Origin of the sequence: Streptomyces lacrimifluminis, from assembly GCF_014646095.1 — a bacterium.
Lineage (GTDB): Bacteria > Actinomycetota > Actinomycetes > Streptomycetales > Streptomycetaceae > Streptomyces > Streptomyces lacrimifluminis.
On record NZ_BMMU01000001.1, the window covers coordinates 474704 to 498668 of the forward strand.

General features: G+C 70.3%; 24 protein-coding genes and 3 pseudogenes. 13 read left to right on the forward strand and 14 right to left on the reverse strand.

The window, feature by feature from the left end; translation table 11 throughout:
- Positions 1 to 36: 36 nt before the first annotated feature.
- The 3 genes from IEY89_RS41830 to IEY89_RS02220 all read right to left on the reverse strand — a co-directional run bounded on the left by IEY89_RS41830 (position 37) and on the right by IEY89_RS02220 (position 1926).
- Entirely contained in the window at positions 37 to 891 is an 855-nt protein-coding gene (locus IEY89_RS41830; RefSeq protein WP_373287172.1) for a recombinase family protein, read from the reverse strand.
- A complete protein-coding gene (locus IEY89_RS41835) occupies positions 792 to 1163 on the reverse strand; it encodes a recombinase family protein (RefSeq protein ID WP_373287173.1) in 372 nt (123 codons plus the stop codon). The genes IEY89_RS41830 and IEY89_RS41835 overlap by 100 nt, the downstream gene beginning before the upstream one ends.
- A 136-nt stretch (positions 1164 to 1299) precedes the next feature.
- Positions 1300 to 1926 carry a MerR family transcriptional regulator gene (locus tag IEY89_RS02220; RefSeq protein ID WP_189145689.1) on the reverse strand — a complete coding sequence of 209 codons (627 nt, stop codon included), beginning with the start codon at positions 1924 to 1926 and terminating at the stop codon, positions 1300 to 1302.
- Positions 1927 to 2102: 176 nt separating this feature from the next.
- Here IEY89_RS02220 and IEY89_RS02225 point away from each other — a divergent pair, with 176 nt between their 5' ends.
- From IEY89_RS02225 to IEY89_RS02240, 4 genes are all read left to right on the forward strand, one after another.
- Positions 2103 to 3656 (forward strand): flavin-containing monooxygenase, encoded by a 1554-nt coding sequence (locus tag IEY89_RS02225; protein WP_189145479.1) that lies wholly within the window; start codon positions 2103 to 2105, stop codon positions 3654 to 3656.
- Positions 3653 to 4633, forward strand: a complete 981-nt coding sequence (locus tag IEY89_RS02230; RefSeq protein ID WP_189145480.1) for an alpha/beta fold hydrolase — start codon at positions 3653 to 3655, stop codon at positions 4631 to 4633. The genes IEY89_RS02225 and IEY89_RS02230 overlap by 4 nt, the downstream gene beginning before the upstream one ends.
- Positions 4630 to 5538 (forward strand): SDR family oxidoreductase, encoded by a 909-nt coding sequence (locus IEY89_RS02235; RefSeq protein WP_189145481.1) that lies wholly within the window; start codon positions 4630 to 4632, stop codon positions 5536 to 5538. Before IEY89_RS02230 ends, IEY89_RS02235 begins: the two co-directional genes overlap by 4 nt.
- An 88-nt stretch (positions 5539 to 5626) precedes the next feature.
- Positions 5627 to 5872 carry a hypothetical protein gene (locus tag IEY89_RS02240; protein ID WP_189145482.1) on the forward strand — a complete coding sequence of 82 codons (246 nt, stop codon included), beginning with the start codon at positions 5627 to 5629 and terminating at the stop codon, positions 5870 to 5872.
- 117 nt (positions 5873 to 5989) lie between these two features.
- Here the strand turns inward: IEY89_RS02240 and IEY89_RS02245 are convergent, their stop codons facing one another.
- Positions 5990 to 9256 (reverse strand): S41 family peptidase, encoded by a 3267-nt coding sequence (locus tag IEY89_RS02245; protein ID WP_189145483.1) that lies wholly within the window; start codon positions 9254 to 9256, stop codon positions 5990 to 5992.
- A gap of 226 nt (positions 9257 to 9482) precedes the next feature.
- Between IEY89_RS02245 and IEY89_RS02250 the strand changes: the two genes are divergently transcribed.
- Positions 9483 to 10088, forward strand: coding sequence for a TetR/AcrR family transcriptional regulator (locus tag IEY89_RS02250; protein WP_189145484.1), 606 nt, complete (start codon positions 9483 to 9485; stop codon positions 10086 to 10088).
- A gap of 145 nt (positions 10089 to 10233) precedes the next feature.
- Complete coding sequence (locus IEY89_RS02255; protein ID WP_189145485.1) at positions 10234 to 12477, forward strand: MMPL family transporter; 2244 nt, start codon at positions 10234 to 10236, stop codon at positions 12475 to 12477.
- Between the two features lie 137 nt (positions 12478 to 12614).
- Here IEY89_RS02255 and IEY89_RS02260 read toward each other — a convergent pair whose 3' ends face one another.
- The gene (locus tag IEY89_RS02260; protein WP_189145486.1) at positions 12615 to 12968 is read right to left on the reverse strand and encodes a hypothetical protein; all 354 of its coding nucleotides are present in this window, start codon (positions 12966 to 12968) and stop codon (positions 12615 to 12617) included.
- Positions 12969 to 13103: 135 nt separating this feature from the next.
- On the opposite strand from IEY89_RS02260, the pseudogene IEY89_RS40330 reads away from it, so the two are divergent.
- The 6 genes and pseudogenes from IEY89_RS40330 to IEY89_RS40340 form a co-directional block, all read left to right on the forward strand.
- A pseudogene (locus IEY89_RS40330) lies at positions 13104 to 13241 on the forward strand (transcriptional regulator); the annotation flags it as partial.
- Positions 13238 to 13435 carry a DUF397 domain-containing protein gene (locus IEY89_RS02265; protein ID WP_189145487.1) on the forward strand — a complete coding sequence of 66 codons (198 nt, stop codon included), beginning with the start codon at positions 13238 to 13240 and terminating at the stop codon, positions 13433 to 13435. The pseudogene IEY89_RS40330 and the gene IEY89_RS02265, both read left to right, overlap by 4 nt.
- 10 nt (positions 13436 to 13445) lie before the next feature.
- Complete coding sequence (locus tag IEY89_RS02270; protein WP_189145488.1) at positions 13446 to 13931, forward strand: YbaK/EbsC family protein; 486 nt, start codon at positions 13446 to 13448, stop codon at positions 13929 to 13931.
- A pseudogene (locus tag IEY89_RS40335) lies at positions 13928 to 14070 on the forward strand (EamA family transporter); the annotation flags it as partial. The gene IEY89_RS02270 and the pseudogene IEY89_RS40335, both read left to right, overlap by 4 nt.
- Before the next feature lie 130 nt (positions 14071 to 14200).
- Positions 14201 to 15139 carry a bile acid:sodium symporter family protein gene (locus IEY89_RS02275; protein WP_189145489.1) on the forward strand — a complete coding sequence of 313 codons (939 nt, stop codon included), beginning with the start codon at positions 14201 to 14203 and terminating at the stop codon, positions 15137 to 15139.
- A 5-nt stretch (positions 15140 to 15144) separates the two neighbouring features.
- Positions 15145 to 15258: pseudogene (locus IEY89_RS40340) on the forward strand (EamA family transporter); the annotation flags it as partial.
- 279 nt (positions 15259 to 15537) lie between these two features.
- Here the strand turns inward: IEY89_RS40340 and IEY89_RS02280 are convergent.
- From IEY89_RS02280 to IEY89_RS41455, 4 genes are all read right to left on the reverse strand, one after another.
- Positions 15538 to 17076, reverse strand: coding sequence for a hypothetical protein (locus tag IEY89_RS02280; RefSeq protein WP_189145490.1), 1539 nt, complete (start codon positions 17074 to 17076; stop codon positions 15538 to 15540).
- Positions 17077 to 17198: 122 nt separating this feature from the next.
- Positions 17199 to 17864, reverse strand: a complete 666-nt coding sequence (locus tag IEY89_RS02285) for a GNAT family N-acetyltransferase (RefSeq protein ID WP_189145491.1) — start codon at positions 17862 to 17864, stop codon at positions 17199 to 17201.
- Entirely contained in the window at positions 17861 to 19330 is a 1470-nt protein-coding gene (locus IEY89_RS02290; protein WP_189145492.1) for a purple acid phosphatase family protein, read from the reverse strand. The genes IEY89_RS02285 and IEY89_RS02290 overlap by 4 nt, the downstream gene beginning before the upstream one ends.
- Before the next feature lie 166 nt (positions 19331 to 19496).
- A complete protein-coding gene (locus tag IEY89_RS41455; RefSeq protein ID WP_268240715.1) occupies positions 19497 to 19628 on the reverse strand; it encodes a hypothetical protein in 132 nt (43 codons plus the stop codon).
- Here IEY89_RS41455 and IEY89_RS02295 point away from each other — a divergent pair.
- Positions 19627 to 19905, forward strand: coding sequence for a DUF1876 domain-containing protein (locus IEY89_RS02295; protein WP_189145493.1), 279 nt, complete (start codon positions 19627 to 19629; stop codon positions 19903 to 19905). The two genes, IEY89_RS41455 and IEY89_RS02295, sit on opposite strands and share 2 nt — an antisense overlap.
- 78 nt (positions 19906 to 19983) lie before the next feature.
- Here the strand turns inward: IEY89_RS02295 and IEY89_RS02300 are convergent, their stop codons facing one another.
- The 5 genes from IEY89_RS02300 to cbiQ form a co-directional block, all read right to left on the reverse strand.
- Positions 19984 to 21171, reverse strand: a complete 1188-nt coding sequence (locus IEY89_RS02300; RefSeq protein ID WP_189145690.1) for a serine hydrolase domain-containing protein — start codon at positions 21169 to 21171, stop codon at positions 19984 to 19986.
- 77 nt (positions 21172 to 21248) lie between these two features.
- On the reverse strand, positions 21249 to 21653 hold the full coding sequence (locus IEY89_RS02305) for an organic hydroperoxide resistance protein (RefSeq protein WP_189145691.1): 405 nt from the start codon (positions 21651 to 21653) through the stop codon (positions 21249 to 21251).
- A 247-nt stretch (positions 21654 to 21900) separates the two neighbouring features.
- Positions 21901 to 22389, reverse strand: coding sequence for a MarR family winged helix-turn-helix transcriptional regulator (locus tag IEY89_RS02310; RefSeq protein WP_189145494.1), 489 nt, complete (start codon positions 22387 to 22389; stop codon positions 21901 to 21903).
- Positions 22390 to 22414: 25 nt separating this feature from the next.
- On the reverse strand, positions 22415 to 23215 hold the full coding sequence (locus tag IEY89_RS02315) for an energy-coupling factor ABC transporter ATP-binding protein (RefSeq protein WP_189145495.1): 801 nt from the start codon (positions 23213 to 23215) through the stop codon (positions 22415 to 22417).
- Complete coding sequence (gene cbiQ, locus IEY89_RS02320; RefSeq protein WP_189145496.1) at positions 23203 to 23964, reverse strand: cobalt ECF transporter T component CbiQ; 762 nt, start codon at positions 23962 to 23964, stop codon at positions 23203 to 23205. Before cbiQ ends, IEY89_RS02315 begins: the two co-directional genes overlap by 13 nt.
- Position 23965: the final 1 nt, after the last annotated feature.

Here is a 23965-nt window from a genome sequence, read left to right on the forward strand (position 1 = left end):
GGACCGCGCTGATCTCTGCGGCCCGCCCCGGTGGTCTCAGTTCTCAGGCCGTACGGCTGGTGGTGCTTGCATGGTGAAGGCCAGGCGCGAGGTGTCAGGCCCTGTCATGCGCTTGGCGTCTCCCCCTTTACGGCCTTTGGCGACCGTGACGCGGACTCCGTCGCGAAGAAGGGCCTCCCGGGTAACCTCCGCTTCCGCCGGGGCTGTCTGGTGGTAGTGGCTGAGGACGTATTCCTCAAGCCAGTCCGAGCGCACTGAGGAGGGCGCAGGGCACACGTCGCCTCGAGCAGTGGCGCGGCACCCGTAGTCGCCGTACGGATACCCCTTCCGTAGGGCGAAGTACATGCGCCCCTTACAGCCTGCGCAGTGAGCCACTCCAGTGAGCAGGGCATTTGCCGTCCAGCGTTTGCGACGGGTGCCGTTCGAACGGGCCAGGAGAACGGCCTGGAGTAGGTGGAACGCGCTTTCGGTGAGCAACGGTGGACCGATCAGTACGGGTGCTCCTGTGGCATCGTGAACGGTCTGAACGGTCTGCCTTTGATGCACGCGATGACCCATGAGCGACGGGCTGCGCAACACCTTGGACAGGGTTCCGGACGTCCAGCGGAAGCGTTCGAAGTCGCGTCCGTGGCGTCGGCCTCCCAGTGGACGCCCTTGAAGCTGGGCGTGGCGGTCGCGTGGCACCAGTGCGCCTGTCTCGTTGAGTTTCCGTGCGATGGCGATCAGTGAGAGTCCCGCATGAACTTCTTCCACGATGGTTCGGACGACTGTGGTCGATTCGGGGTCAGGAGTCAGGCACCATCCGCTACCGGACGGGTGCGGCGCCTTGCGGTAGCCGACAACTCGTCCATGTGTGCCACGGATCGCACGGCGCGGTCCACGTGGGACCACACGACAGCGCTGTACTCCTGCGGGCGACGCAGCCAGGAGGACAAGGACGGCCTCTCGAATGGAGACGTCTGGCGCGCTGAGACGCCAAGGTCAGCAGCTTCGCCGATGAGCGCGAAGTCGAGGCGTTCGGCGCAGAGTTGAATGGTGGCGCGCTGCCGGGCGGGGGAGGTGGTCACGCTGGTCAAGTTGCTGAGGCGTAGTGCGGCGAGGGCGCGTGGTTGACCGCCGGAAGGTGAAGTCGGCGGAGCCTGTGAGCAACTACTCTTGGGCACGTTGGCACTCCTTAGTCAGTGTCGGCCGTGCCCCGGGGCTGGTAGGACAGTCGCCGGGGTCTTTCGGTCCCACTTTCGGAGTGCGAACTCAGGTTTGTTCTCTATTGGTTGGAAATTACTTCTATGGAGTGAATCTTCAGGAAGTCGACCGTCTGTTGAGTTGGCGGTCCAGCGCCAGGGACAGTTCCGCCTCCACCACCCGCTGGGCCAGGGGGCGCAGGCGGGCCGGGTCCGCTTGCGGGGCGTGGGTGAGGATGACGGTCGTGAAGATCTCGGCCAGGGCGTCCGCGTGGTCGCGCACCTGTCGGCCCGCCGCCAGGACGGCCGAGAGCGGGATGCCCTCCTGGACCAGCGCCGCCGACGCGTCCAGGAGGCTGCGGCTGATGTGGACGATCTGTTCGCCGTCGGTGCCCAGGTAGCCGAGGTCCATCGAGGCCGCGAGGTTCTCGGGGGTGGCGTCCGGGCCGAAGCGGTCGGCGAGTTCCTCGGGGGTGAGGCGGACCGGGGTCTCCTCGGTGGGGGCGCCGAGGCCGAGCAGGTCAGCGACGTCGCGGCCGTTGTCGAAGGCCTCGGCCAGTTCCGCGATGCCGTTGAGGGTGTGCCCGCGTTCCAGCAGCGCCGAGATCGTGCGCAGTCGGGCCAGATGGTGGTCGTCGTACCAGGCGATGCGGCCCGCGCGGCGGGGTGGCGGGATCAGTTTGCGTTCGCGATAGAAGCGCAGGGTGCGGACGGTGATGCCGGCCAGTTTGGCCAGTTCCTCCATCCGGTACTCACGCTGTTCGGTGTTCTCCGCTGCGTCTGCGTCTGCCACGTCGGAACCTTAGGACGTACCGTCGGTAACTTTCCTTCTTCCGGACCCTACCCATCAGTACGGTCCTCCTCTACTCTCCCCATTGCGCCAGTGTTCACTGGCGCGGTCGCGCAGGGAAGGGCATCGGCATGGCCGAACGGGAAGCCGAACACGAACATGTGCGGGTGGCGGTGATCGGGTCCGGGTTCGGGGGGCTCGGGGCCGCCGTGCGGCTGCGCCGCGAAGGGGTCACCGACTTCGTCGTGCTGGAGCGGGCCGGCAGCGTCGGTGGTACCTGGCGCGACAACAGCTATCCGGGATGCGCCTGCGACGTGCCGTCCCACCTCTATTCGTTCTCCTTCGCGCCCAACCCCGACTGGCCGCGCGCTTTCTCCGGGCAGGAGCACATCCGCGCCTATCTGGAGCACGTCACCGATCTCTTCGGACTGCGGCCCCATCTCCGCCTCAACTCCGAGGTGAAGAAGATGACGTGGGACGGGAACCGGCTGGCCTGGGTCATCGAGACCAGTAGCGGGACCCTGCTCGCCGATCTCGTCGTCTCCGCCACCGGGCCCCTCTCCGATCCCAAGGTGCCGGACGTCCCGGGGCTCGACACCTTCCCCGGCAAGGTCTTCCACTCCGCCCGCTGGGACCACGACTACGACCTGCGCGGCAAGCGGGTCGCGATGGTCGGGACCGGGGCATCCGCGATCCAGATCGTGCCCGCCATCCAGCCCGACGTCTCCCGCCTCACCGTCTTCCAGCGCACCCCGCCCTGGGTGATGCCCCGCGTCGACCGGGCCATCGGCGACGCCGAGCGAGCCGTGCACCGCGCGCTGCCCTTCACCACCCGGTTGCGGCGCGGACTCCTGTGGGGCATGCGGGAGTTGCAGGTCCAGGCCTTCACCAAGCATCCGGGCGAGCTCGGTGTGGTGGAGGCGCTGGCCAAGCGCAACATGAGCCGGGCCGTCAAGGATCCCGCCCTGCGCGCCAAGCTCACCCCCGACTACCGCATCGGCTGCAAGCGCATCCTGCTGTCGAGTGCGTACTATCCGGCGCTCACCCGGCCCAACGTCGATGTCGTGGCGAGTGGGTTGAGCGAGGTACGGGGCTCCACCGTGGTCGGCGCCGACGGGAGTACGGCAGAGGTCGACGCCATCGTCTTCGGTACGGGGTTCCATGTCACCGACATGCCCATCGCCGACCGGGTCGTCGGCGCCGACGGGCGTACGCTCGCCGAGGCCTGGGCGGGCAGCGGGATGCGGGCACTGCGCGGTGCCTCTGCCGCCGGATTCCCGAACTGGATGACGATCATCGGGCCCAACACCGGCCTCGGGAACTCCTCCATGATCCTGATGATCGAGTCCCAGCTGAGCTATATGGCCGACTACGTAAGGCAGTTGGGCGTTCTCGGGGGGCGGGTGGCGCTCGACGCCCGGCCCGCCGCCGTCGACGCCTGGAACGACCGGGTCCAGGAGCGGATGCTGCGCACGGTCTGGAACACGGGTGGGTGCAGCAGTTGGTACCTCGACGCGAACGGGCGCAACACCACCATCTGGCCCGGTACGACGTCCGAGTTCCGGCGGGCCACCCGGCGCGTGGATCTCGCCGAGTACGAGGTGCTGCGGGCGGTCGGCAGTACCAGCACCAGCACCAGCACCAGCACCGGTGACATCAACTCGACGGTAGAGGTGGGCGCATGAGCCGGCTGATGTCTGTGGCGGGCGGCCCGTACACCCCGCCCGTCCCCGTCCGTGAGCTCACCGCTGTTTCGGCGGACGGGGCCCGGCTGCATGTCGAGGTGCACGGTGTGGACGACGGGCCCGTGGTCGTCCTCGCGCACGGCTGGACCTGCTCCACCGCCTTCTGGGCCGCCCAGATCCGCGAACTCGCCACCGATCACCGGGTCGTCGCCTATGACCAGCGCGGTCATGGACGCAGCCCGGCGAGCCCCGTCTGCAGTACCGACGTACTCGCCGACGACCTGGACGCCGTCCTCGCCGCCACTCTCGCCCCCGGGGAGAAGGCCGTGGTCGTGGGGCACTCCATGGGCGCGATGACGGTCCTGGCCGCGTCCGCTCGTCCGGGGTTCCGGGAGCATGCGGCGGCCGTACTGCTGTGCAGTACCGGCAGTTCACGGCTGGTCGTCGAATCACTGGTCCTCCCGATGCGTGCCGGGCGACTGCGCACCTGGCTCACCCGGCGGAGCCTCACCTCACGCGCGCCGATGGGGCCGGTGACGCCGGTCTCCCGGCGCATCCTCAAGTACGCGACGATGGGCGCCGGTTCGTCACCTGTCATGGTCGAGGCGTGCGCCCGCATCGTGCACGCGTGCCCGCGCAAGGTGCGGTACGCGTGGGCGCGGGTACTGGACGGGGTGCAACTCGACGCTCATGTACGGGATTTGACGGTTCCGGCCGCTGTCGTCGTCGGTACGGCCGATCGGATGACCCCGCCCGTTCACGCGCGGGCGCTGGCCGCCGCACTGCCTCACTGCCACGGGGTGACCGAGCTGGCCGGGGTCGGGCACATGACGCCGGTCGAGGCGCCGGGGGCGGTGACCGCGGTGATCCGTGAACTCGTCGCGGAGTATGGGCAGTCGGGTGGGCGGTCGAGTGGGCGGTCGGCTTCGCGGGGCACCCAGGTGGACATCGGCGTACCTATCGAGGAGAGCGCATGAGCAAGGTCGGTCTGGACGGGCAGGTCGCTGTCGTCACGGGAGCCGCTCGAGGGGTCGGTGAGCTGCTCGCGCGCAAGCTCTCCGCTCGCGGGGCCAGGGTGGCGCTGGTCGGGTTGGAGGCCGGCGAGCTCAAGCAGGTCTCGGAGCGTCTGCACACCGACAGCGCGTACTGGTACGCCGATGTCACGGATCACGAGGCGATGTCCCGGGTGGCGGAGGAGGTCAAGGAGCGGTTCGGGAAGGTCGACATCGTCGTCGCCAACGCCGGGGTCGCGAGCGGCGGGCCCTTCGCCGACTCCGACCCGGAGGCGTGGCGGCGGGTCATCGAGGTGAACCTCATCGGGTCGGCGGTCACCGCCCGGGCGTTCCTGCCGGTGCTGACCGAGAGCCGGGGGTACCTGCTCCAGATCGCGTCCCTGGCCGCCATCACCCCGGCGCCGATGATGACCGCGTACTGCGCGTCCAAGTCCGGGGTCGAGGCGTACGCGCACTGTCTGCGGGCCGAGGTCGGGTACAAGGGTGTCCGGGTGGGGGTCGCGTATCTGTCGTGGACCGACACCGACATGGTGCGCGGGGCCGACCAGGACGACGTCATGCGAGAGTTGCGCCAGCGGTTGCCGTGGCCGGCCGGCAAGACGTATCCGCTGGGGCCCGCCGTCGACCGGCTCGTGGCGGGGATCGAGCGGCGCTCCAGCCATGTGTACGGGCAGTGGTGGCTGCGCGGGATGCAGGGGGTACGCGGGTATCTGCCGGGGCTGATCGGCGCGGTGGGACAACGGGAGGTCGGGCGGTTCTCCGGGCGGTTGCAGGGGATGGGCACCGGGCTCGTGGGCGCGGGTGGAGCGGCGGACGAGCAGGCCCGGGGAGCGGGGGCACGGCGGGGGTCCGGCGCGGTCGGTGACTGAACGTGACTGATCGAAATGCGTGCGTTGTCCTGGCGTGCAAATCTGGTCGAGCCCCCATCCCCTCACCCACTTACGGGAGTGAACCCACATGGGCATGAAGGACGAGATGCAGGACAAGGCTCGCCAGGCCAAGGAGAAGATGGAGCAGGCCCGGAAGGGTCACCGCCAGGAGGGCCAGGAGGGCCAGCCGGGCCAGCCGGGTCAGGCGGGCCAGCAGGGTCGGCGTCGGCCGGGCCAGGAGGAGAACCCGGAGCGCGGGCGGTCGCGCGACGAGGAGACGGAGCGGGGGATGCGGGACGAGGAGGAGCGGCTCAACCGGGACTATGACATCTAGTCCGGCTTGAGCGGTTGATGTGGGGTGCCCTCTGTTATTCGAGGGCACCCTGCGTTTTTGTTTGGGGTGTTGGGGGTGCGTTGTCGGGTGCGGGTGGGTGGGGGAACGCCGCCCGGATCAAGAACGTGGCGGGAGTTTTGGTCTGGCTCTGTTCGGGACCTCGGTGTAGTCCGGGGGTGTTGCCGCGGGGTGGGTGTCCAGGAGGGCCAGGGCCAGTCGGATGGCGTCGTCCGTTTCGACGTGGCGGCCCTCTGCCCAGTCCAGCGGGGTGCGCAGGACCTCCAGGTCCGGGGCCACGCCCTGGTTCTCCACGGTCCAGCCGTAGGTGTCGAACCAGGCCGCGTTCATCGGGACCGTGATCACCGTGCCGTCGCCCAGGCGGTGGCGGCCGGTCATGCCGACCACTCCGCCCCAGGTCCGTTGGCCCACCACGGGGCCCAGTTCCAGCAGCTTGAAAGCCGCCGTGATCATGTCGCCGTCGGAGGACGTCGCCTCGTCGGCGAGGGCGACCACCGGCCCCCGGGGGGCGTTCGAGGCGTACGAGACCGGCTGGGCGTTGCGGGTGAGGTCCCAGCCCAGGATCGTGCGCGTCAGCTTCTCCACCACCAGTTCGCTGATGTGGCCGCCGGCGTTGCCGCGCACGTCGACGATGAGGGCGGGCCTCGACACCTCCATGCGCAGGTCGCGGTTGAACTGGGCCCAGCCCGAGCCGCCCATGTCGGGGATGTGCAGGTAGCCGCACCGTCCGCCGCTCAACTCCCGTACCACTTCCCGGCGTTTGGCCACCCAGTCCTGGTACCGCAGCGGACGTTCGTCGACGAGGGGGACCACCGCGACCCTCCGCGCCCTGCCCGCGCCCTCGGCCGGAGCGTCCTCCGCCGCGGTGAACGTCAGTTCCACCGTCGTACCGCCCGCTCCCGCGAGCAACGGGAACGGGCCCGTCACCGGGTCCACCGGGCGCCCGTCCACATGGGTGAGCAGCGCGCCCTCCCGGATTCCCGAACCGGCCAGCGGGGAGCGGGCCTTGGAGTCGGAGGAGTCGCCGGGGAGGATCCGGTCGAGCATCCAACCGCCTTCCCTGCGAACGAAGTTGGCGCCCAGCAGGCCCTGCCTGCGCTGGTAGTGGGGCGGGCCCTCGTTGCGGCGGGCGGCCGTCACGTACGCGTGGGACGTGCCCAGTTCGCCCAGGACCTCCCGGAGCAGGTCCGCGAACTCGTCGGGGGACGCGACCCGTTCGACGAGCGGGCGGTACTGCTCCAGCACCGCGTCCCAGTCGATGCCGCACATCTCGGGTTCCCAGAAGTAGGCGCGGATCAGACGGCCCGCCTCCTCGTACGACTGGCGCCATTCCGCCGGCGGGTCGACCTCGTGCAGGACCCGGCGCAGGTCGATCCAGACGGTCGTGTCGCCGTCGCCCGGGTCGGTGGACGGCACCGCGCGCAGCTCGTCGTCGTCCACGACGACCAGCCTGGAGGCGTCGCCGCTCACCGCGAACCAGTCGAGGTGGCCGACGAGTTCGGACTTCTTGCCCTTGCTGAGGTTGAAGTGCTCCAGCGTCGGCCGGCCGCTCGTGTCGTCCGGGTTCGCGAACGTCTCGCCCAGCGCGCCCGAGATCGGCCAGCGCAGCCACACCAGTCCGCCGCCCGCGACCGGGTACAGCGCAGAGTACTTGGAGGCGGCGACCGGGAAGGGCGTCACCCGGCTCTCCAGGCCCTCGGCCTCGACGGTCACCGTGCCGTCGGCGCCCTCGTTCTCGGCGGGGTCCAGGCCACCGGCGGCCGGTCGCCCGTCGGGAGAGAGGGCGAAGGGAGAGGGGGTGGCGGAGGAGAGGGGGACGAGGTAGGGGCGGCAGCCGAGCGGGAAGGAGAGGTCGCCCGTGTGGACGTCGTACACGGGGTCGAAGCCGCGCCAGGAGAGGAAGGCGAGATAGCGGCCGTCCCTGGTGAAGACCGGGTTCTCGTCCTCGAAGCGGCCGTTGGTGACGTCGACGATCAGGCGGTCCTTTATGCGGGCCATCTTGATCTGGCGCAGGGAGCGGCCGATGCCGGGGTGCGACCAGGTGAGCCAGGCGCCGTCCGGGGAGAAGGCGAGGTCCGTGACGGGGCCGTTGAGGGAGCAGATCAGCTCGGTGACCTCGCCGTTCGACTCCTCGGTGGCGTCCAGGAGGAGAAGGCGGCCGTCGTGGGCGGCGACGGCGAGGCGTTCGCCCGCCGGGTCGGACACCAGTTCCAGCACCCGGCCCAGCCGGCCCGACGCCAGTCGCCTAGGCTCCCGCTCCCCGCTGGCCCTCGGCAGGTAGGCGATCTCGATCGCGTCCTCGCCCTCGGCGTCCGTGACGTACGCGACCTGCCCGCCCGAGCCGAGCATCTCGGGCAGCCGGACCCGTACGCCGGGTGTGTCCGTGATCGTCCGGGCCGGGCCGTCCCGATGCGTCAGCCAGTACAGGCTGCCGCGGACGACGACGGCGCTCGCGCGGCCCGTCTCGTCGACCGAGATGCCGTCGACGTGCTGCGCGGCGGGTACCTGGTACGTACGGCGGCCCGCGCGCGGCCCGCCGAGCCGTACGTCGAGGCGGCGGGGGAGGGAGTCGGCGGCGAGGTCGTCGACGATCCACAGGTCGCCCGCGCTCTGGTACACGACCCGGGTGCCGTCGCTGGACGCGTGCCGGGCGTAGAAGGCGTCGTGGTCGGTGTGGCGGCGCAGGCCGGAACCGTCGTACGCGCACGAGTACAGGTTGCCGACGCCCTCGTGGTCGGAGAGGAAGGCGATGCGGTCGCCGACGAACATGGGGGAGTGGAGGTGGCCGTCGAGGTCGGGGAGCAGTCGTTCGCCGTGCAGCCAGAGGCGGCCGGTCGCGCCGCCCCGGTAGCGCTTCCAGGCGGCCGGTTCGTGGGGCGGGGTGCCCGTGAGGAGGAGGGTCTTTCGCTCCCCTCCGATGTCCGCGACCTGGATGTCGGAGACGGGGCCCCAGGGGAGCCGGCCGCCGGGGCCGCCGCCCGCCGGGACGCTGTAGGCCCAGGTGAAGTAGGAGAAGGGCTGGCCGTGGGAGGCGACGGCGAGGATGTCGCCGTCCGGGGACCAGCCGCAGACCTGGGTGTCGGCACTGCCCCAGTAGGTGAGCCGCCGCGCGGGGCCGCCGTCCACCGGCGCCCGGTGGATCTCGGGCACGAGACTGCGCCAGCTCGTGTACGCGATGTGCCGGCCGTCGGGCGAGAAACGCGGGTGCCCGACCTTCGTACGGTCGACGGTGAGCCGCCAGGCACGGCAGTCGCCGGCCGAGCCGGGTCCTCCTGCGTCCGGGTCGAGGCGGGCGAGCCAGAGGTCGTCCTCGGCGACGAAGCACAGCAGGTCACCGCTGAGGTGGGGCAGGCGCAGATAGCTCACCTCCCCATGCTTTTCCGGGAACGGGACCCCAGCAACTTCGGACGCGTCTGTTTTTCCGTCGAATCCATGAAATATCCGGTTCATGACCGGGCCCGGATGTCATCCGTGAGCGAGGACACGTACGAAACGGTTTCGTTTCTATGATTCTCAGGGTATGTTCATTGACGTAGGGCGGAGCTGGACGAAACGGTGTCGTCCGAAACCGGATCCGGAAAGGGTGAGTGGCATGACCGAGGTCGCAACGGCGCGTCGTAGTCGGATCACGCCCGAGCGCGAGGCCGAGCTGTACGGCGCCACGCTCGACCTGCTCCGGGAAGTCGGCTACGAGGCCCTCACCATGGACGCCGTCGCCGCCCGTACGAAGTCCAGCAAGGCCACGCTCTACCGCCAGTGGGGCGGCAAGGCCGAACTGGTGGTCAGGGCGCTGCGGCACAGCAAGCCGGGAGGTCTCGCCCTCACCGACATCGACACCGGGTCCCTGCGCGGCGACTTCCAGGCCCTGCTGGTCCGGGAGGACGACTGCGCCATGGAACAGAGCTCCGCGCTGATGCGGGCCCTGGGCATGGCGATCCACGCCAATCCGGATCTCCTCCAGGCGTTCCGGGAACTGCTCATCGAGCCGGAGATGGCCGAGTTCCACAAAGTGCTGCAGCGTGCGATCGACCGCGGTGAGGTCAGCGCGGACAACCCGGCGATCGGCTATGTGCTGCACATGATGATCGGCGGCTTCGTGGCCCGCACGCTCATCGACGAACAGCCTCCGACCCAGGCCTACTTGCGTGACTACATCGACGCCGTGGTGCTCCCCGCCCTCGGTGTGCCGGTCCCGTAAGGCTGCCTGCCCCTCCTCCCTCCGAACCACTCCTCTTGTACCTGACGCGACCGCTCACGCCGTCGGGCTGATCACTCCTGCGCCCCAACAGGCCGATCAAACCTGCCCTGTTGCTGTTCAACGACCTGACCGGGAGTAGCCCCTCGTGGCCACGTTCCTCTACAAACTCGGCCGACTCGCCTTCAGGCGCCGGCATGTGGTCGCCCTGTTCTGGGTGGCGCTGCTCACGCTCGCGGGAGTCGGCGCTGCCAGCGCGCCCACCGCGGGCACGACCTCCTTCTCCATCCCGGGTACGGAGGCCCAGAAGGCCTTCGACCTGCTGGAACAGCGGTTCCCCGGGGCCAGTGCCGACGGGGCGACCGGCCGTATGGTCTTCAAGGCGCCCGAGGGCCAGAAGATGACGGACGCCGCCAACAGGGCGACCGTCGAGAAGACCGTCAAGCAACTGGGCGACAGCTCCGAAGTCGTCTCAGTCTCCGACCCGTTCACGACGAACGCCGTCAGCAAGGACGGAACGGTCGCCTACACGTCGGTGCAGTACAAGCTGCCCGGCATGGAGCTCGCGGAGTCGACCACCGATGCCCTGGAGAAGGCCGGAGCCGAGGCCCGGGCCACCGGTCTGACCGTCGACGTCGGCGGCGACGCTCTGCAGGCAGCCGCCGAGCCGGGCGCGATCGGCGAGGCCATCGGCATCGCCATCGCCGCGGTCGTCCTCGTCATCACTCTGGGCTCGCTGGTCGCGGCCGGACTGCCGTTGCTGACGGCGATCATCGGCGTCGGTATCGCCGGCGCCACCATCACCTCGCTCGCCAACGCGCTCGACCTCGGCGACAGCACGTCCACGCTCGCGCTGATGATCGGGCTCGCGGTCGGTATCGACTACGCGCTGTTCATCGTCTCCCGGTACCGCGGCGAACTGGCGGACGGCCGCGACCGCGAGGAGGCGGTGGGCCGCGCCACCGGCACCGCCGGCTCGGCCGTGGTCTTCGCGGGCCTCACCGTCGTGATCGCCCTGGCGGGCCTCGCGGTCGTCAACGTCCCGATGCTGACCAAGATGGGCCTCGCCGCGTCCGGCACGGTCGTGGTCGCCGTGCTCATCGCACTGACCCTGATCCCGGCGCTGCTCGGATACGCGGGCGGGAAGATCCAGCCGGCGGGCCAGAAGAAGGCCAGGAAGAGCGAGAAGAGCGAGAAGAGCCAGAAGGGCCAGGAAGGCGAGGCCAAGCCGGTCGGGCCCAACATGGGCACCCGGTGGGCGCGCTTCGTCATCCGCCGGCCGGTCGCCGTACTGATGTTCAGCGTGCTCGGTCTGGGTGCCATCGCGCTCCCGGTCACCCAGCTGGAGCTGGGCCTGCCCGACGACGGCTCGCAGTCGACGTCCACGACGCAGCGCAGGGCGTACGACCTGCTGTCGGAGGGCTTCGGCCCCGGCTTCAACGGTCCCCTGATGGTCGTGTACGACGCCCAGGGCACCGCCGACCCCCAGGCCGGCGTCGACAAGCTGGTCGACAGGATCAAGGGCCTCAAGGACGTCGTCACGGTCGCCCCGGCTCAGTTCAACAAGGCCGGCGACACCGCGACGATCACCGTGATCCCGGACTCCAAGCCGTCCTCGACCCAGACCGAGAGCCTGGTCCACGCGATCCGCGACCAGAGCGCCGAGGTCAAGGCCGAGACCGGTGCGACCGCGCTGGTCACGGGCACCACCGCGATGAACATCGACTTCTCGCAGAAGCTCAACGACGCCCTGATCCCCTACCTGGGCCTGGTGGTCGGCCTCGCCTTCCTCCTCCTGATCCTGGTCTTCCGCTCCATCCTGGTCCCGCTCAAGGCGGCCCTGGGCTTCCTGCTCAGCGTCCTCGCCGCGCTCGGTGCCGTGGTCGCGGTCTTCCAGTGGGGCTGGCTGAGCGGCCTGCTCGGCGTCGAGGAGACCGGTCCGATCATGTCGATGGTGCCGATCTTCATGGTCGGCGTGGTCTTCGGTCTCGCCATGGACTACGAGGTGTTCCTCGTGACCCGGATGCGGGAGGCGTACGTCCACGGCGAGTCGCCGTCGAACGCCGTGGTGACCGGCTTCAAGCACAGCGCCCGGGTCGTGGTCGCCGCCGCGATCATCATGATGGCCGTCTTCGGCGGCTTCATCAGCTCCAGCGAGTCGATGATCAAGCTCTTCGGCTTCGGCCTGGCGATCGCGGTCTTCTTCGACGCGTTCGTGGTCCGCATGGCGATAGTTCCGGCCGTCCTGGCCCTGCTCGGCAAGCGGGCGTGGTGGCTCCCGAGGTGGCTGGACCGCGTACTCCCCAACGTCGACGTGGAGGGCGAGGGGCTGCGCACCCTGGACGACGACAACCGTCCGAAGGACGAGGACCGGGAGCTGGTACGCGTCTGACGTACTGCCTCTGAGGAAACCGGCCGGTGAGGGCCCCGTGGGGACGGGGAGCCCTCACCGGCCTCTTTCTTTCCTGCCGCCCAGACCGACGAACGGATCCGGCCCGTCGAGGCCGTGTACTCGGCACCGACTGGTACTTAGGCGAACACCTCGGCGGTGGAGGCTGCGGTGATGGCGCGACGGAACCAGCGACCAAGGGTGTCGAGGTCGTCGCACGAGGTGATCTGCTCGCGCTCGGCGTCGGAGACGGGAATGCCACGGCCTTCGAGGAGCTCAAGGAGGTTGGTGGTAGCCCTGCGGACCTCCCCCCGGACTTCCCCCTTTTCGCGGAGTTCCTGCGACAGCGACGACGTGAAGAACGAGGTTTCGGTGGCCAAGAGTTGCCTCCGGATCTCGAAGGCCTTGGTCTTGTCCAGGCCCTGGTCGGTGAATTCCTCGAAGAGTCCCGCCCTGTCCGGGGCGCGGGTCTCCACGCAAACGGTGGCGAGCATATGGCTCAGGTATGTGGCGAAACGTTGCTGTTCGGGTGCAGAGCATCCTTGTGGGTAACGCGCCGCGGTCTGTCCTGTCTGTCCCGGCTGTCCGCAGTGCCGTTCGGGTACGGGTCGCCGTTGGAGGTGGGTATGAGCGCGTTCAACGGCCGCCCGGTCTCAAGTCCCAGGGATCTTCGGGTCCTTGAACTGCGCTATGGGATGATTCGGGCGCAGGCTCTCCCGCCGAGAGAGTCACTGGCCTTCGTCGAGGGAGCGCTTGGAGCGTTATGAGCACCTCGGAACTCCGCTGGTTCAAGAGCACCTACAGCGACACCAGCGAACCCGGTGACTGCGTGGAAGTAGCCACCACCCCGCACGCCATCCACATCCGGGACTCCAAGTCCCCCACCCCCACCAGCACCCCGCACCTGACCCTCGCTCCCACCACGTGGAATTCGTTCGTGACGCATCTGTCCGCCAGCTAACGTGCCGGGCATGACCACGTCTTCCCGTTTCGCCGAGGCTCTCGATGAGCTGGGCCTCAGCGAACTCCACTCCCGTATCCGCCGGTTCCCGGACGAGACGCGTACCGCCGCCGAGGCCGCCGCCGCGATCGGGTGCGAGCTGAGCCAGATCTGCAAGTCGCTGATCTTCTCCGCCGACGGGGTCCCGGTGCTCGTCCTCATGGACGGCGCCTCCCGCGTCGACGTCGAGCTCGTCCGGCGCGAACTCATGGCCGCGAAGGTCACCCGCGCCAAGGTGGACGTCGTACGGGAGACCACCGGGTACGCCATCGGGGGCGTGCCGCCCTTCGGGCACCGGACCAGGACCCGTGTGCTCGCGGACCGTTCGCTGCTGGAGCACGACGTCGTCTGGGCCGCCGCCGGTACCCCGTACACCGTGTTCCCCATGGAGCCGAAGGCCCTGATCGCCCACGCCGGCGCGACCCTCGTGGACGTACGCGAGTCGGCGGCTTCGTGACCGCCGCCGTACTGCTCGCCGGCGTCACGTACGCCTGCTGGAACGCGCTCGCGCACCGCATCACCGACAAGCTGGTCGGGTTCACGCTCATCGCGGGCGGCGGAATGCTGATTCGGGGCTGGCCGCGGTGCCGTTTCTGCCCTCACACATGGCCCTGTCCAGCTCAAGCCTTGTGACAGGGACTTGGCAACTGCTTCACTGTGGCGACCTACGGGCCGTGCGGCGGCATTTCGCAGTCTCCGCTGCCTGTCATCCAGGAAGCGTGGGGCATGAACGATTCACCGCTGATCACGACCGGCTTGCCCGTCGCGCTCGCCATCATCATGTTCGGCCTCGGGCTCTCGCTCACCACCGCCGACTTCAGGCGCGTCGCCCGGTCCCCGAAAGCGGTTGTTTTCGCCCTGATCGTGCAGATAGTGGTGCTGCCGCTGCTCGCCTTCGGGCTGGTCGAGATCTTCGACGTGGACCCGCTGCTCGCCGTGGGCGTGATGCTGCTGGCCGCGTCGCCGGGCGGCACCACCGCCAATCTCTTCAGCCACCTGTTCCGGGGGGATGTGGCGTTCAACGTCACCCTCACCGCGATCAATTCCGTGCTGGCAGCCGTCACCATTCCCCTCATCACCAACCTGGCCATCAACTACTTCGATGCCGAGGGCGACCTGGGACTGCAGTTCGGCAAGGTGTTGCAGGTGATCGCCATCGTGCTCATCCCGGTCGGGCTCGGCATGCTCGTCCGGAGACGCTCCGCGGACTTCGCCGCCCGAGCGGACCGGCCGGTCCGGGTGTTCTCCATCGTCATCCTGGTCGCGGTGTCCCTGGGGGCACTGCTGGGAGAGCGGGAGAACCTCGCGGACTACCTTCGCCAGGTCGGCCTGGTCACCGGCCTCTTCTGCCTGGCGAGCCTCAGTATCGGCTACGGCGGTGCCAGGGCCCTTCGTCTGAGTGAGCCTCAGGCTGTCGCCAGCGCCATGGAGGTGGGGATTCACAACACCACTGTGGCCCTCACCATCGCACTGAGCGTCCTCGACAACACCACGGTGGCAGTTCCCAGTGCTGTCTACTCGGTCCTCATGTACGTACTGGCGACGGCTTTCGGCTACGCCATCACCCGGCCCCGCTCGGGAATCAGTCGACGGCGGGCTGAGCCCGTGAAGGCGACCGGGACCGGAGAGGACCAGACACGCGACCCGTCCGACTCCGCTGTCTGAACCTCGCCGTCGGGGCGGCGACCGGTGCCGTGTTCTTCAAGGAGCGGTTCGGGGCGCCGAGGGTCGCCGGGGCCGGGCTGCTCGTCAGCGGGATCGGGCTGATGCCGCACGCCGGGTAGCCGGGGCCCGGGCCTGCGTGGTCGGCTCCGGGGGCGTTCGGGGTCGGCGCGACGAGTGAGGCTGTGCGCGGTGCCCAGGCATGCCGGGCGGTGGCCGGGGTGGTTGGCACGCGCCGTTGAGGGGGGCGCACGCTGTCGGTCCCGCACGGTCGTCGGCCCGTTTCGCCCAGTACCGCGTGCCGGTCGGCCGGACATGGCTCCGCCCGGCCCCCCGCGGGTGCGGGGACCGGGCCGGAGCGTTCATCGGTGCCGGGCGACGGTCACCGTGGTGGGGTCAGCTCACGGGGCGAGCCGGTAGGCGTTCGTGATCGTCTCGCGCGTGGTGTTGCCGCCCTTGTCCTTCAGGTCCACCAGGAAGGACACGGCCTTGGCGGTCGCCGGGTGCTTCACGCTCACGGAGCGCGCCCCCGTCGCGGCGGTCGTCACGGTGAGCGGTTTCCAGGTCCGGCCGCCGTCGAAGGAGACCTTCACGGTCAGCGTGGAGACCTGCCCCGTGGCGGCGGCCGGGCCGCTCAGCTTCAGCGGCACCGTGAGAGTGCCGCCCGCCGGCGCCGTTCCGCGCAGGCTCAGCGCCGGTGCGAGCCGCACCGTCGACAGTGGCAGCCTGGCCGTGGTGCCCGACGCCGGCCGGGCCGAGGTGAACGTCCACACCCCTGCCACCTTCGTGCTGGTGGAGGTGTCCGCGGCGGAACGGCTCGCCTCGACCGTCAGGCGGTACGCGGCGGAGGTGGCGGGAACCTCGGTGCTCAGCCATTCCGTGGCCGGGCCCTCGGCGAGGATCCGCCCACCGGATTCCAGCCGGGTGAAGCCGCGGGTGACCGCCGAGGCCCCCAGGTTGCCGGTGCCGTCGCTGAACAGCGGGACCATGGCGAGGATGGAGTCCCCCATCCGCTCGGCGCCCTGCTGGTACGGGCTGCCCGCCCCGAGATCGGGGCCGACCACACCGGTGTTGAACTTCAGCGTGTGACTGGAGCCCGGCCGGTAGGTCACCTCCTCCTTCGTGTGGACCATGCGCACCTCGCTGCGGGCGTTGAGCTGCGCGGCCCTCCAGGACCAGCGCACGCCGGCGGTGTTGAGGTAGTGCGTGGTGGCCAGCGGCAGGCTCTGCTCCTGCGGTTCGCCTATGCCGATGTTTCTCCCGTCCTCGTCCAGCGGCGTGATGTGGACCTGGCCCTTGGCCCCGGTCACGGAGGCACCGAAGCCGAGCTTCACCTCGGCGACCTCGGCCCGGGTGACGGTGCGGTTGAGGCCGGTGAAGAAGCTCCCCTTGCGGTGGAACGCGAGCCGGTAGTCGGCGTTCTTGCCGGGCGTCTTCCACACGCCGTTGAACTGGGCCCGCATCGTGTCGGAAGCCGGGCCGAGGGCGGCGGTGCGGATCGGCGGCACCCCGTTGGTGGACCAGGAGTTGCCCCCCGCGGCATCGTCGGAGTAGCCGACGATGGAGGTGACGAGCTTCGCGGCCGGATCCGGGGCCTTCACCGTCAACGGCTTCGCCTTGCGGGAGTCGAGGGTGACCGCGACGTTCTTGTTCACTTCCAGGACCGGCTGGACGAAGAAGCCCACCTCGTTGTCCTCGGCGAAGACCAGGCTGTCCAGCTGGTAGGACCCCTTGGGCAGCCGCTGGACCACCGTGCCGTTCGCGCGGTACGGAAGCTCGGTGCGGGTGCCCTGCCCGCCGACGGAGTTGATCGTCGTCGCGTAGGTGGCCGGGTTCGCCCCGTCGGCGTCGATGTGCCGCACCGTGACGTTGTACGACTCCACCTCCCGCTCGACGACGAGACCGGTGCGCACCTGCTGGCCGCCTCCCGACGCCAGCACGGTGCCGCCGAAGACACCGTCGACGGCACCCTTGCGCGTGTCGGCGGTGACGGTGGTCTTCGCGGCGCCGCCGGCCGGGCACGGTGAGCTGGGCGTCCTTGACGGTGAACAGGTCCGCCGGCTCAGCGGGCGCTGTCTGTCAGGGAATTCCCTGGCGTCTGGCGACTAGCCGAACCCGGTGAACCTGCCGAACGCGGCGGCGAACCCGGTGAGCCCGCCGAAACCGGTGAACGCGCCGAACCCGTCCTACCCGGCGCCGCGTAGCAACGGACCTTCACCCGCTGGCCCGGGCCCCACTCCTGCTCCACCTCCGCCGCCAGCAGCTTCCAGCCCAGGCGCTCGTACAGGGCTGCCGCCGCCGTGTCCGTCGACGCCACCTCCAGTACGGGGTGCAGGGCGCGGGAGTTGGCCTCCGCCACCGCCCGTTCCATCAGCGCCGCGCCGACTCCCCGGCCACGGGCCGCCGGATCGACGTACAGCCGGTTGACCACAGCCGTCGGGCCCCGGTTCCACAAGGCCGCCGCCGCGTCGCCCTCCTCGCTGCGGGACAAGGCGATGTGACCGACGATCCCCTGACCACCCTCCCCCTCCCCTTCCGCCACCCACACCGCGAGCAGCGACCGTGGGGTCAGCCAACTGGCCGGGTCGGTGGGCCAGTTGACGGGGTAGCCGTTCTGCTCGTGGACGGTCGCCAGGACGCGCACGCACGCGTCGAGGTCGGCCTCCGTGCGGGGGCGGATACGGAACAGGGCTGTGCTGGTGGGGCTGTTGCCCGGTGTGCCTGTCATCCGCGCAGGTAAGCACGGACGCCGGACAGATCGTGGAGGCGCATGCTGTTGCGGTCGGTCACCGAGCGGCCGAGGGCGTGGTGCGGCCACAGACCGCCCGCCGTGAGGCGACTGCGTTCGACCCAGGCGCGGGCCGGAACGCTGCTGTTCTTGTAGTAGTTGAGGGCGTAGCCGCCGGTGTGGACGCGCAGGAGGCAGAAGCCGCCCGGGTAGTCCTTGACCGCGCTCACCTCCTGCTGGGTGACGTGCGGCGCGACGGCCAGGACCGTGCGCTTGTTGCGGTGGGTGTGGCCCGCGTGGTGGAGGAAGACACCGGGGGAGGAGGCGTAGGCGTCGACGATCGAGCGGGCCTGGCCACGGTCCAGACGCTGACCTCGTCCCATGGGGAAGACCGAGTCCCGCGTGGTGAGCGGGTGGTGGCCGAAGACAACGGTCGGCTGGTCCCTCTCACGCCTCAAGTCGGCCTGAAGCCAGGCCAGTTGCTCTGCACTCAGCCCGCCCGCGTCCCCACCGTTGCCGTTCTTCTCGTAGGTGTCCAGGCCGATCAGGCGCAGGCCGCCCAGGTCGCGCGCGAAGTAACCGGGGCCGTCGGCGCCGCCCAGGAATCCGTCGCGGAAGGAGTCGTCGGGGTGCCTCGGGCGGTCGTGATTGCCCCGGACGACGAAGTAGTCGCGTCCGTGGGTGCCGAAACCGTCCAGGATGCGGCGGGCCTCGGCCAGGTCCCGGGGTGCCCCGGCCGCCGAGATGTCCCCGGCCGCCAGCAGGACGTCCGCCCCGCGCCGGTGGGCCTCCTCGACCATGGCCCGGCTCATGATCTCCGGGTAGGGGTCGAGGCCGGGCCGCTGCGAGACCCCGCGCAGCATCGGCACGCCGGCCACCCGGCCCGCAGTGGTCTCGCCGAGGTGCAGGTCGTTGCAGAGCGCGATGGAGAGGAGGTGCCGGCCGGGGGGCGGTTGGGGGGTCGTGAAGGAGTAGGGGCCGCCGTGCGAGCCGAGGCCGTGGAGGGAGGTGCCCACCGCGTTGCCGCGTACCAGGTGCAGCGGGGTCGGTGTGGCCGCCCGGCCCCGCGAACGGGCCTGGTAGTAGTACGTCTGGCCCGGTTCCAGGTCCGTCAGCTCGACGTAGTGGTGGGCGGTCGGGTGGCCCTCCGAAGCCGTGCGGTCGAGGTGGGCGGGGTGGGTGCCGTACACGACCTCGCCCTCGGTGACCGCGGGGACCAGGTGGCCGAAACCGTCGTCGGTGCCTGGCACTGCCGTGTACCAGGTGATGACGGCACTGTCCTCGGTGAGCGTGACCAGCTCAAGGTTGACGGCCGTCACGACGTCGGCGCGCGTGAGGCGTTCCCGGCGCGCGGCGAGCGCGGACCGGAGTACGGCGGGCGTGAGCAGCGCGCCGGATCGGACGAGGTCGCGGGGGGCGGGGAACGCCGCCAGAGCGGCGAGGGGAGCGGAGAGACAGCAGCGCATGATCGGAACGTGCCCGTTGCCCGTTAACGGCTGCCGTGGGGGCGGGGGCGGCCGGAGGTATGGGGCACGACAACTCCTTGGCGTCGGTGCGGTCGGTGCGGGGGTTCTTGCAGCGTACGACTGAGGGTGAGCACGCATCCCGCGCCCGGGGTAATCGCGACGAACGTCACACAACGGACGCCGCGCGGAGACGGCGGCCCCGGTACGCGCGGTCCACGATGCGCAGGCGGCACATGTGCGTGCGGGGGTCGACAGGAGCACCCTGGAAGCAGGCAGCGGTACCGGAGGTGATCGTCATGACGCACACCGCAGTGGGATGGCATGTCGAGCTGGAGTTCGAGGAGGACGAGCAGCGCACACGGGCCGCGGCCCTCGTACGGCTCGCCGACGGGAGCGAGGTACGGGCCAACGGGTACGCCAGCCGTCACCGGTCCGACGAGAACCAGCCGCGGATCGGCGAGGAGATCGCCGGGGCCCGCGCCCTCAACGAGCTGGCGATGAAGCTGTTGACGAAGGCCCACGACGAGATCGACGAGGCGTCGGGGCGCAGGTCGAGGTCCATTGCTCTTGGATAGTCCACAGGCCTGTGGATGGGCCACTGAGCGACCAAGTGAGTGACTGGCTGAGTGGGCGGGTGGCCGACCCGCCTCCTCCTACAGCCCCACGACCCCCCGCACCGCCCGTACCAGCGCCTGCGCGCGCCCGTCGGCCGTCACGCTCTTGCGGAAGCCGTTCGTCACATAGCCGAACGCGATGCCCGAGTCGGGGTCGGCGAAGCCGAGGGGGCCGCCGCGCCCCGGGTGGCCGAAGGAGCCGGGGGTCAGGAGCGGTGAGGCGGTGCCGTGCAGCATGTAGCCGAGGCCGAAGCGGGTGCCGATGACCAGGACGCGGTCCGGGCCCGCCGACTGTTCGCGCCGGCCCAGTTCGACCGTCGCGGGGGTGAACAGGCGGGTCCCGTCGTCGACCTGGCCGATGAGGGAGGCGTAGAAGCGGGCGAGTCCGTCGGCCGTGGCGATGCCGTTGGAGGCGGGGAGGGCGGCGGCCCGGTACGCGGGGTCGTTCTCGTCCGGCGGCGGGGTGATCGCGGCGAAGGCGCGGCTGGTGAGGGAGTCCGGGTCGGCGTAGGCGTCGGCGACGGACCGCTTGGGGCGCGTTCTGAGGCCGGGGCCAGCCGTCTCCGGTGTCTGGACCCGCCCCACCCGGCCCACGCGCCCCGTCTCGGCCTCCGCTTCCGGCAGCCCGATCCACAGGCCGAGGCCGGCCGGCCCGGCGATCTCCGTGGCGACCCAGTCGCCGATCGGGCGCCCGCTGACCCGCCGTACGAGCTCGCCCGTCAGCCAGGTGTACGTCTGCGCGTGGTACCCGTGGTCCGTACCCGGTTCCCAGGCAGGCGTCTGGGCCGCGACCGCCGCGGCGCCGAGGGCGGGATCGGCGGCCTGCGCCGGAGTGAGCGGCCGGTCGAGCGCGGGGACGCCCGCGCGGTGCGCGAGCAGGTGCCGCACGAGGGCCCGTTCCTTGCCCGCGGCCTTGAACTCCGGCCAGTACTCGCCCACGGGAGCGTCAAGGTCCAGCTCACCTCGCTGGGCCAGCATGAGGAGTACTGCGGCGGCGACGCCCTTCGTCGCCGAGCGCACGATCTGCGCGGTGCCGTGCTCCCAGAGCGCCGAGCCGGAGGCGGCGTCCCCGTCGACGTCCCGTACCCCGGCCCACAGGTCGACGACCCGGCGCCCGTCCCGGTACACGGTGACGGCGGCACCGCGCTCCCCGCCGGTCGCGAAGTTCCGTACGAACGCGTCCCGGACCGGCTCGAAGCCCTCGGTCACCACGCCGTTCACGCCCACACCCACGTTCGAGTCCACGCCGGTGCAACGCGCGCCCGCTGCCCGCGATTCCTCGACCCGGAAGGATGTGAGGAGGATCAGCCCAGGATGATCGTCACATCGATGTTGTCGCGGGTGGCGTTGGAGTACGGGCAGACCATGTGTGCCGCGTCGACGAGCTTGGCCGCGATGTCCTGGTCCAGGATCGGCAGCGAGACGCTCAGGGCGACCGCGAGGCCGTAGCCGCGCTGCTTGTTGGGGCCGATGCCGACCTTCGCGGCGACCGTGGAGCCGGTCAGGTCGTAGCCCTCGCGGCGGCCGACCAGGACCAGCGCGTTGTGGAAGCAGGAGCTGTAACCGGCGGCGAACAGTTGTTCCGGGTTGGTGCCGTTGCCGTCGCCGCCCAGCTGCGGCGGCATCGCCACCTTCAGCGCGAGCTGGCCGTCCTGGCTGGTGACGTCGCCGTCCCGGCCGCCGTGGGCGGTGGCCTCGGCGACGTACATGATCTTCGTCGGACGAGTGTCCGGACGAGTATCGGTAAGGGCCTCGGTACGGGCCTCGACGTCGATACCGGCGTCAGTCACGGCAGAACCTCCCCCAAAACGGACAACAGGAACATGTGTAGATACTGCGAATGCCGCAACTACATCGTGCACAAGGTACCGGCTGGTAGGGATGTATCCATTACCCGGGGGTAGGAACCGCCGGTAACCTCAGGTCAGTGGTCGGCCTCGGCTCCGTGGCGGGACGTCAGATCGAACGGGTCCGGTCGGCCGCCCCCTGCGCCCGCTCCGCCAGCTCCCACAGCTCGCCCCGCAACCGCGCGACCTCGCCCCCGCTCAGTTCCGTCGCCGCGAGCAGTGCTCCCGGTACGCGCGCCGCGCGCTCCCGGAGTTCCGCCCCCCGCCCGGTGACGCCGACGGACACCGACCGCTCGTCCAGCACCGACCGCTCCCGGCGGACGAGTCCCGCCGCCTCCAGCCGCTTGAGCAGCGGCGAGACCGTGCCGTAGTCGAGGCACAGGGCGGCCCCCAGCTCCTTCACGGTCACCGTGCCGCGCTCCCACAGGACCAGCAGCACGAGGTACTGCGGGTAGGTGAGGCCCAGCTCGTCCAGGAGCGGGCGGTAGGCGGCGGTCATCGCGCGCTGGGCCGCGTACAGCGCGAAGCACAACTGGTCGTCGAGGCGCGGCGACCCGGGGCTGTGTGCGTCGTTGTGCTCGTCCTCTTGTTCGATCACGCGCCCATTGTCCACGCGCCCGGCGTCACGGAGTGCGGGCGGTCGGGACGGAGCGCGGGTCGAAGCCGTAGGGCAGTTCCAGGCGGTGGGCGCGCATCAGGCCGTCGTCGCCGAGAAGGTCGTTGGTGGGTCCGTCGGCGGCGATGACGCCCTCGCTGAGGATCAGCGCACGCGGGCACAGCTCCAGGGCGTACGGCAGATCGTGCGTGACCATGAGGACCGTGACGTCCAACGACCGCAGGATGTCGGCCAGTTCGCGGCGCGAGGCTGGGTCGAGGTTGGAGGACGGTTCGTCGAGGACGAGGATCTCGGGCTCCATGGCGAGTACGGTCGCCACCGCCACCCGGCGCCGCTGCCCGAAGGAGAGATGGTGCGGCGGCCGGTCGGCGAAGTCCGCCATACCGACCAGGCCGAGGGCGGTACGGACGCGCCGCTCCAGTTCCTCGCCCTTCATCCCCGCGGCGGCGGGCCCGAACGCGACGTCCTCGCGGACGGTCTGCATGAAGAGCTGGTCGTCGGGGTCCTGGAAGACGATCCCGACCTTGCGTCGGATTTCGGCCATGTGCCGCTTGCCGACGGGCATCCCGGCCACGGTGACGGTCCCCGCCCCGCCGGTGAGGATGCCGTTGAGGTGCAGCACGAGCGTCGTCTTGCCGGCCCCGTTGGGCCCCAGCAGCGCCACCCGCTCCCCGCGCCCGACGGAGAAGTCGACGCCGAAGAGCGCCTGGTGGCCGTCGGGATAGGCGTAGGCGAGCCCGGAGACCTCCAGGGAGGGGGCGGGCGAAGGGATCGGTGGCTGGATCGGTGAAGGTGTCACAAGGACCATCCCAGCAGACAGACGGCGAGCGCGGCGACGGGCAGGGCGAAGGCGTACGACCACTGCGCCCGGGACGCGGTCACCTCGTCGATGACGGGCATGGACCCGGTGTATCCCCGGCTCATCATGGCCAGATGTACGCGCTCACCCCGCTCGTACGACCGGATGAACAGTGCTCCGGCGGACTTCGCCAGCACCCCCCAGTGCCGGACTCCGCTCGCCTCGAACCCCCTGGACTCCCGCGCGATCCGCATCCGCCGCATCTCGTCGGCGATGACATCGCCGTACCGGATCATGAAGGAGGCGATCTGCACGAGCAGCGGCGGGAGCTTGAGGCGCTGCAGCCCGAGGAGGAGTTCGCGCAGTTCGGTGGTGGAGGCGAGGAGTACGGAGGTGGCGACGCCGAGGGTGCCCTTGGCGAGCACGTTCCAGGCGCCCCAGAGGCCGTTCACGCTGAGCGACATGCCCAGCACCTCCACCCGCTCGCCCTGTGCCACGAACGGCATGAGCACGGCGAAGGCGACGAAGGGGATCTCGATCAGCAGTCGCTTGAGCAGGAAGGCCGCGGGCACCTGGGCGGCGCGGGCCACCCCCGCCAGCAGTACGGCGTACGCGGCGAAGGCCCACACCGCCTCCCGGGGCGTGGAGACGACCACGATCACGAAGGTGAACGCGGCGGCGAGCTTGGTGTGCGGCGGCAGTGCGTGCACGGGGGAGTGCGCGTGCCGGTAGAGCCGGTGGGCGTGGCCGGCGCCCATG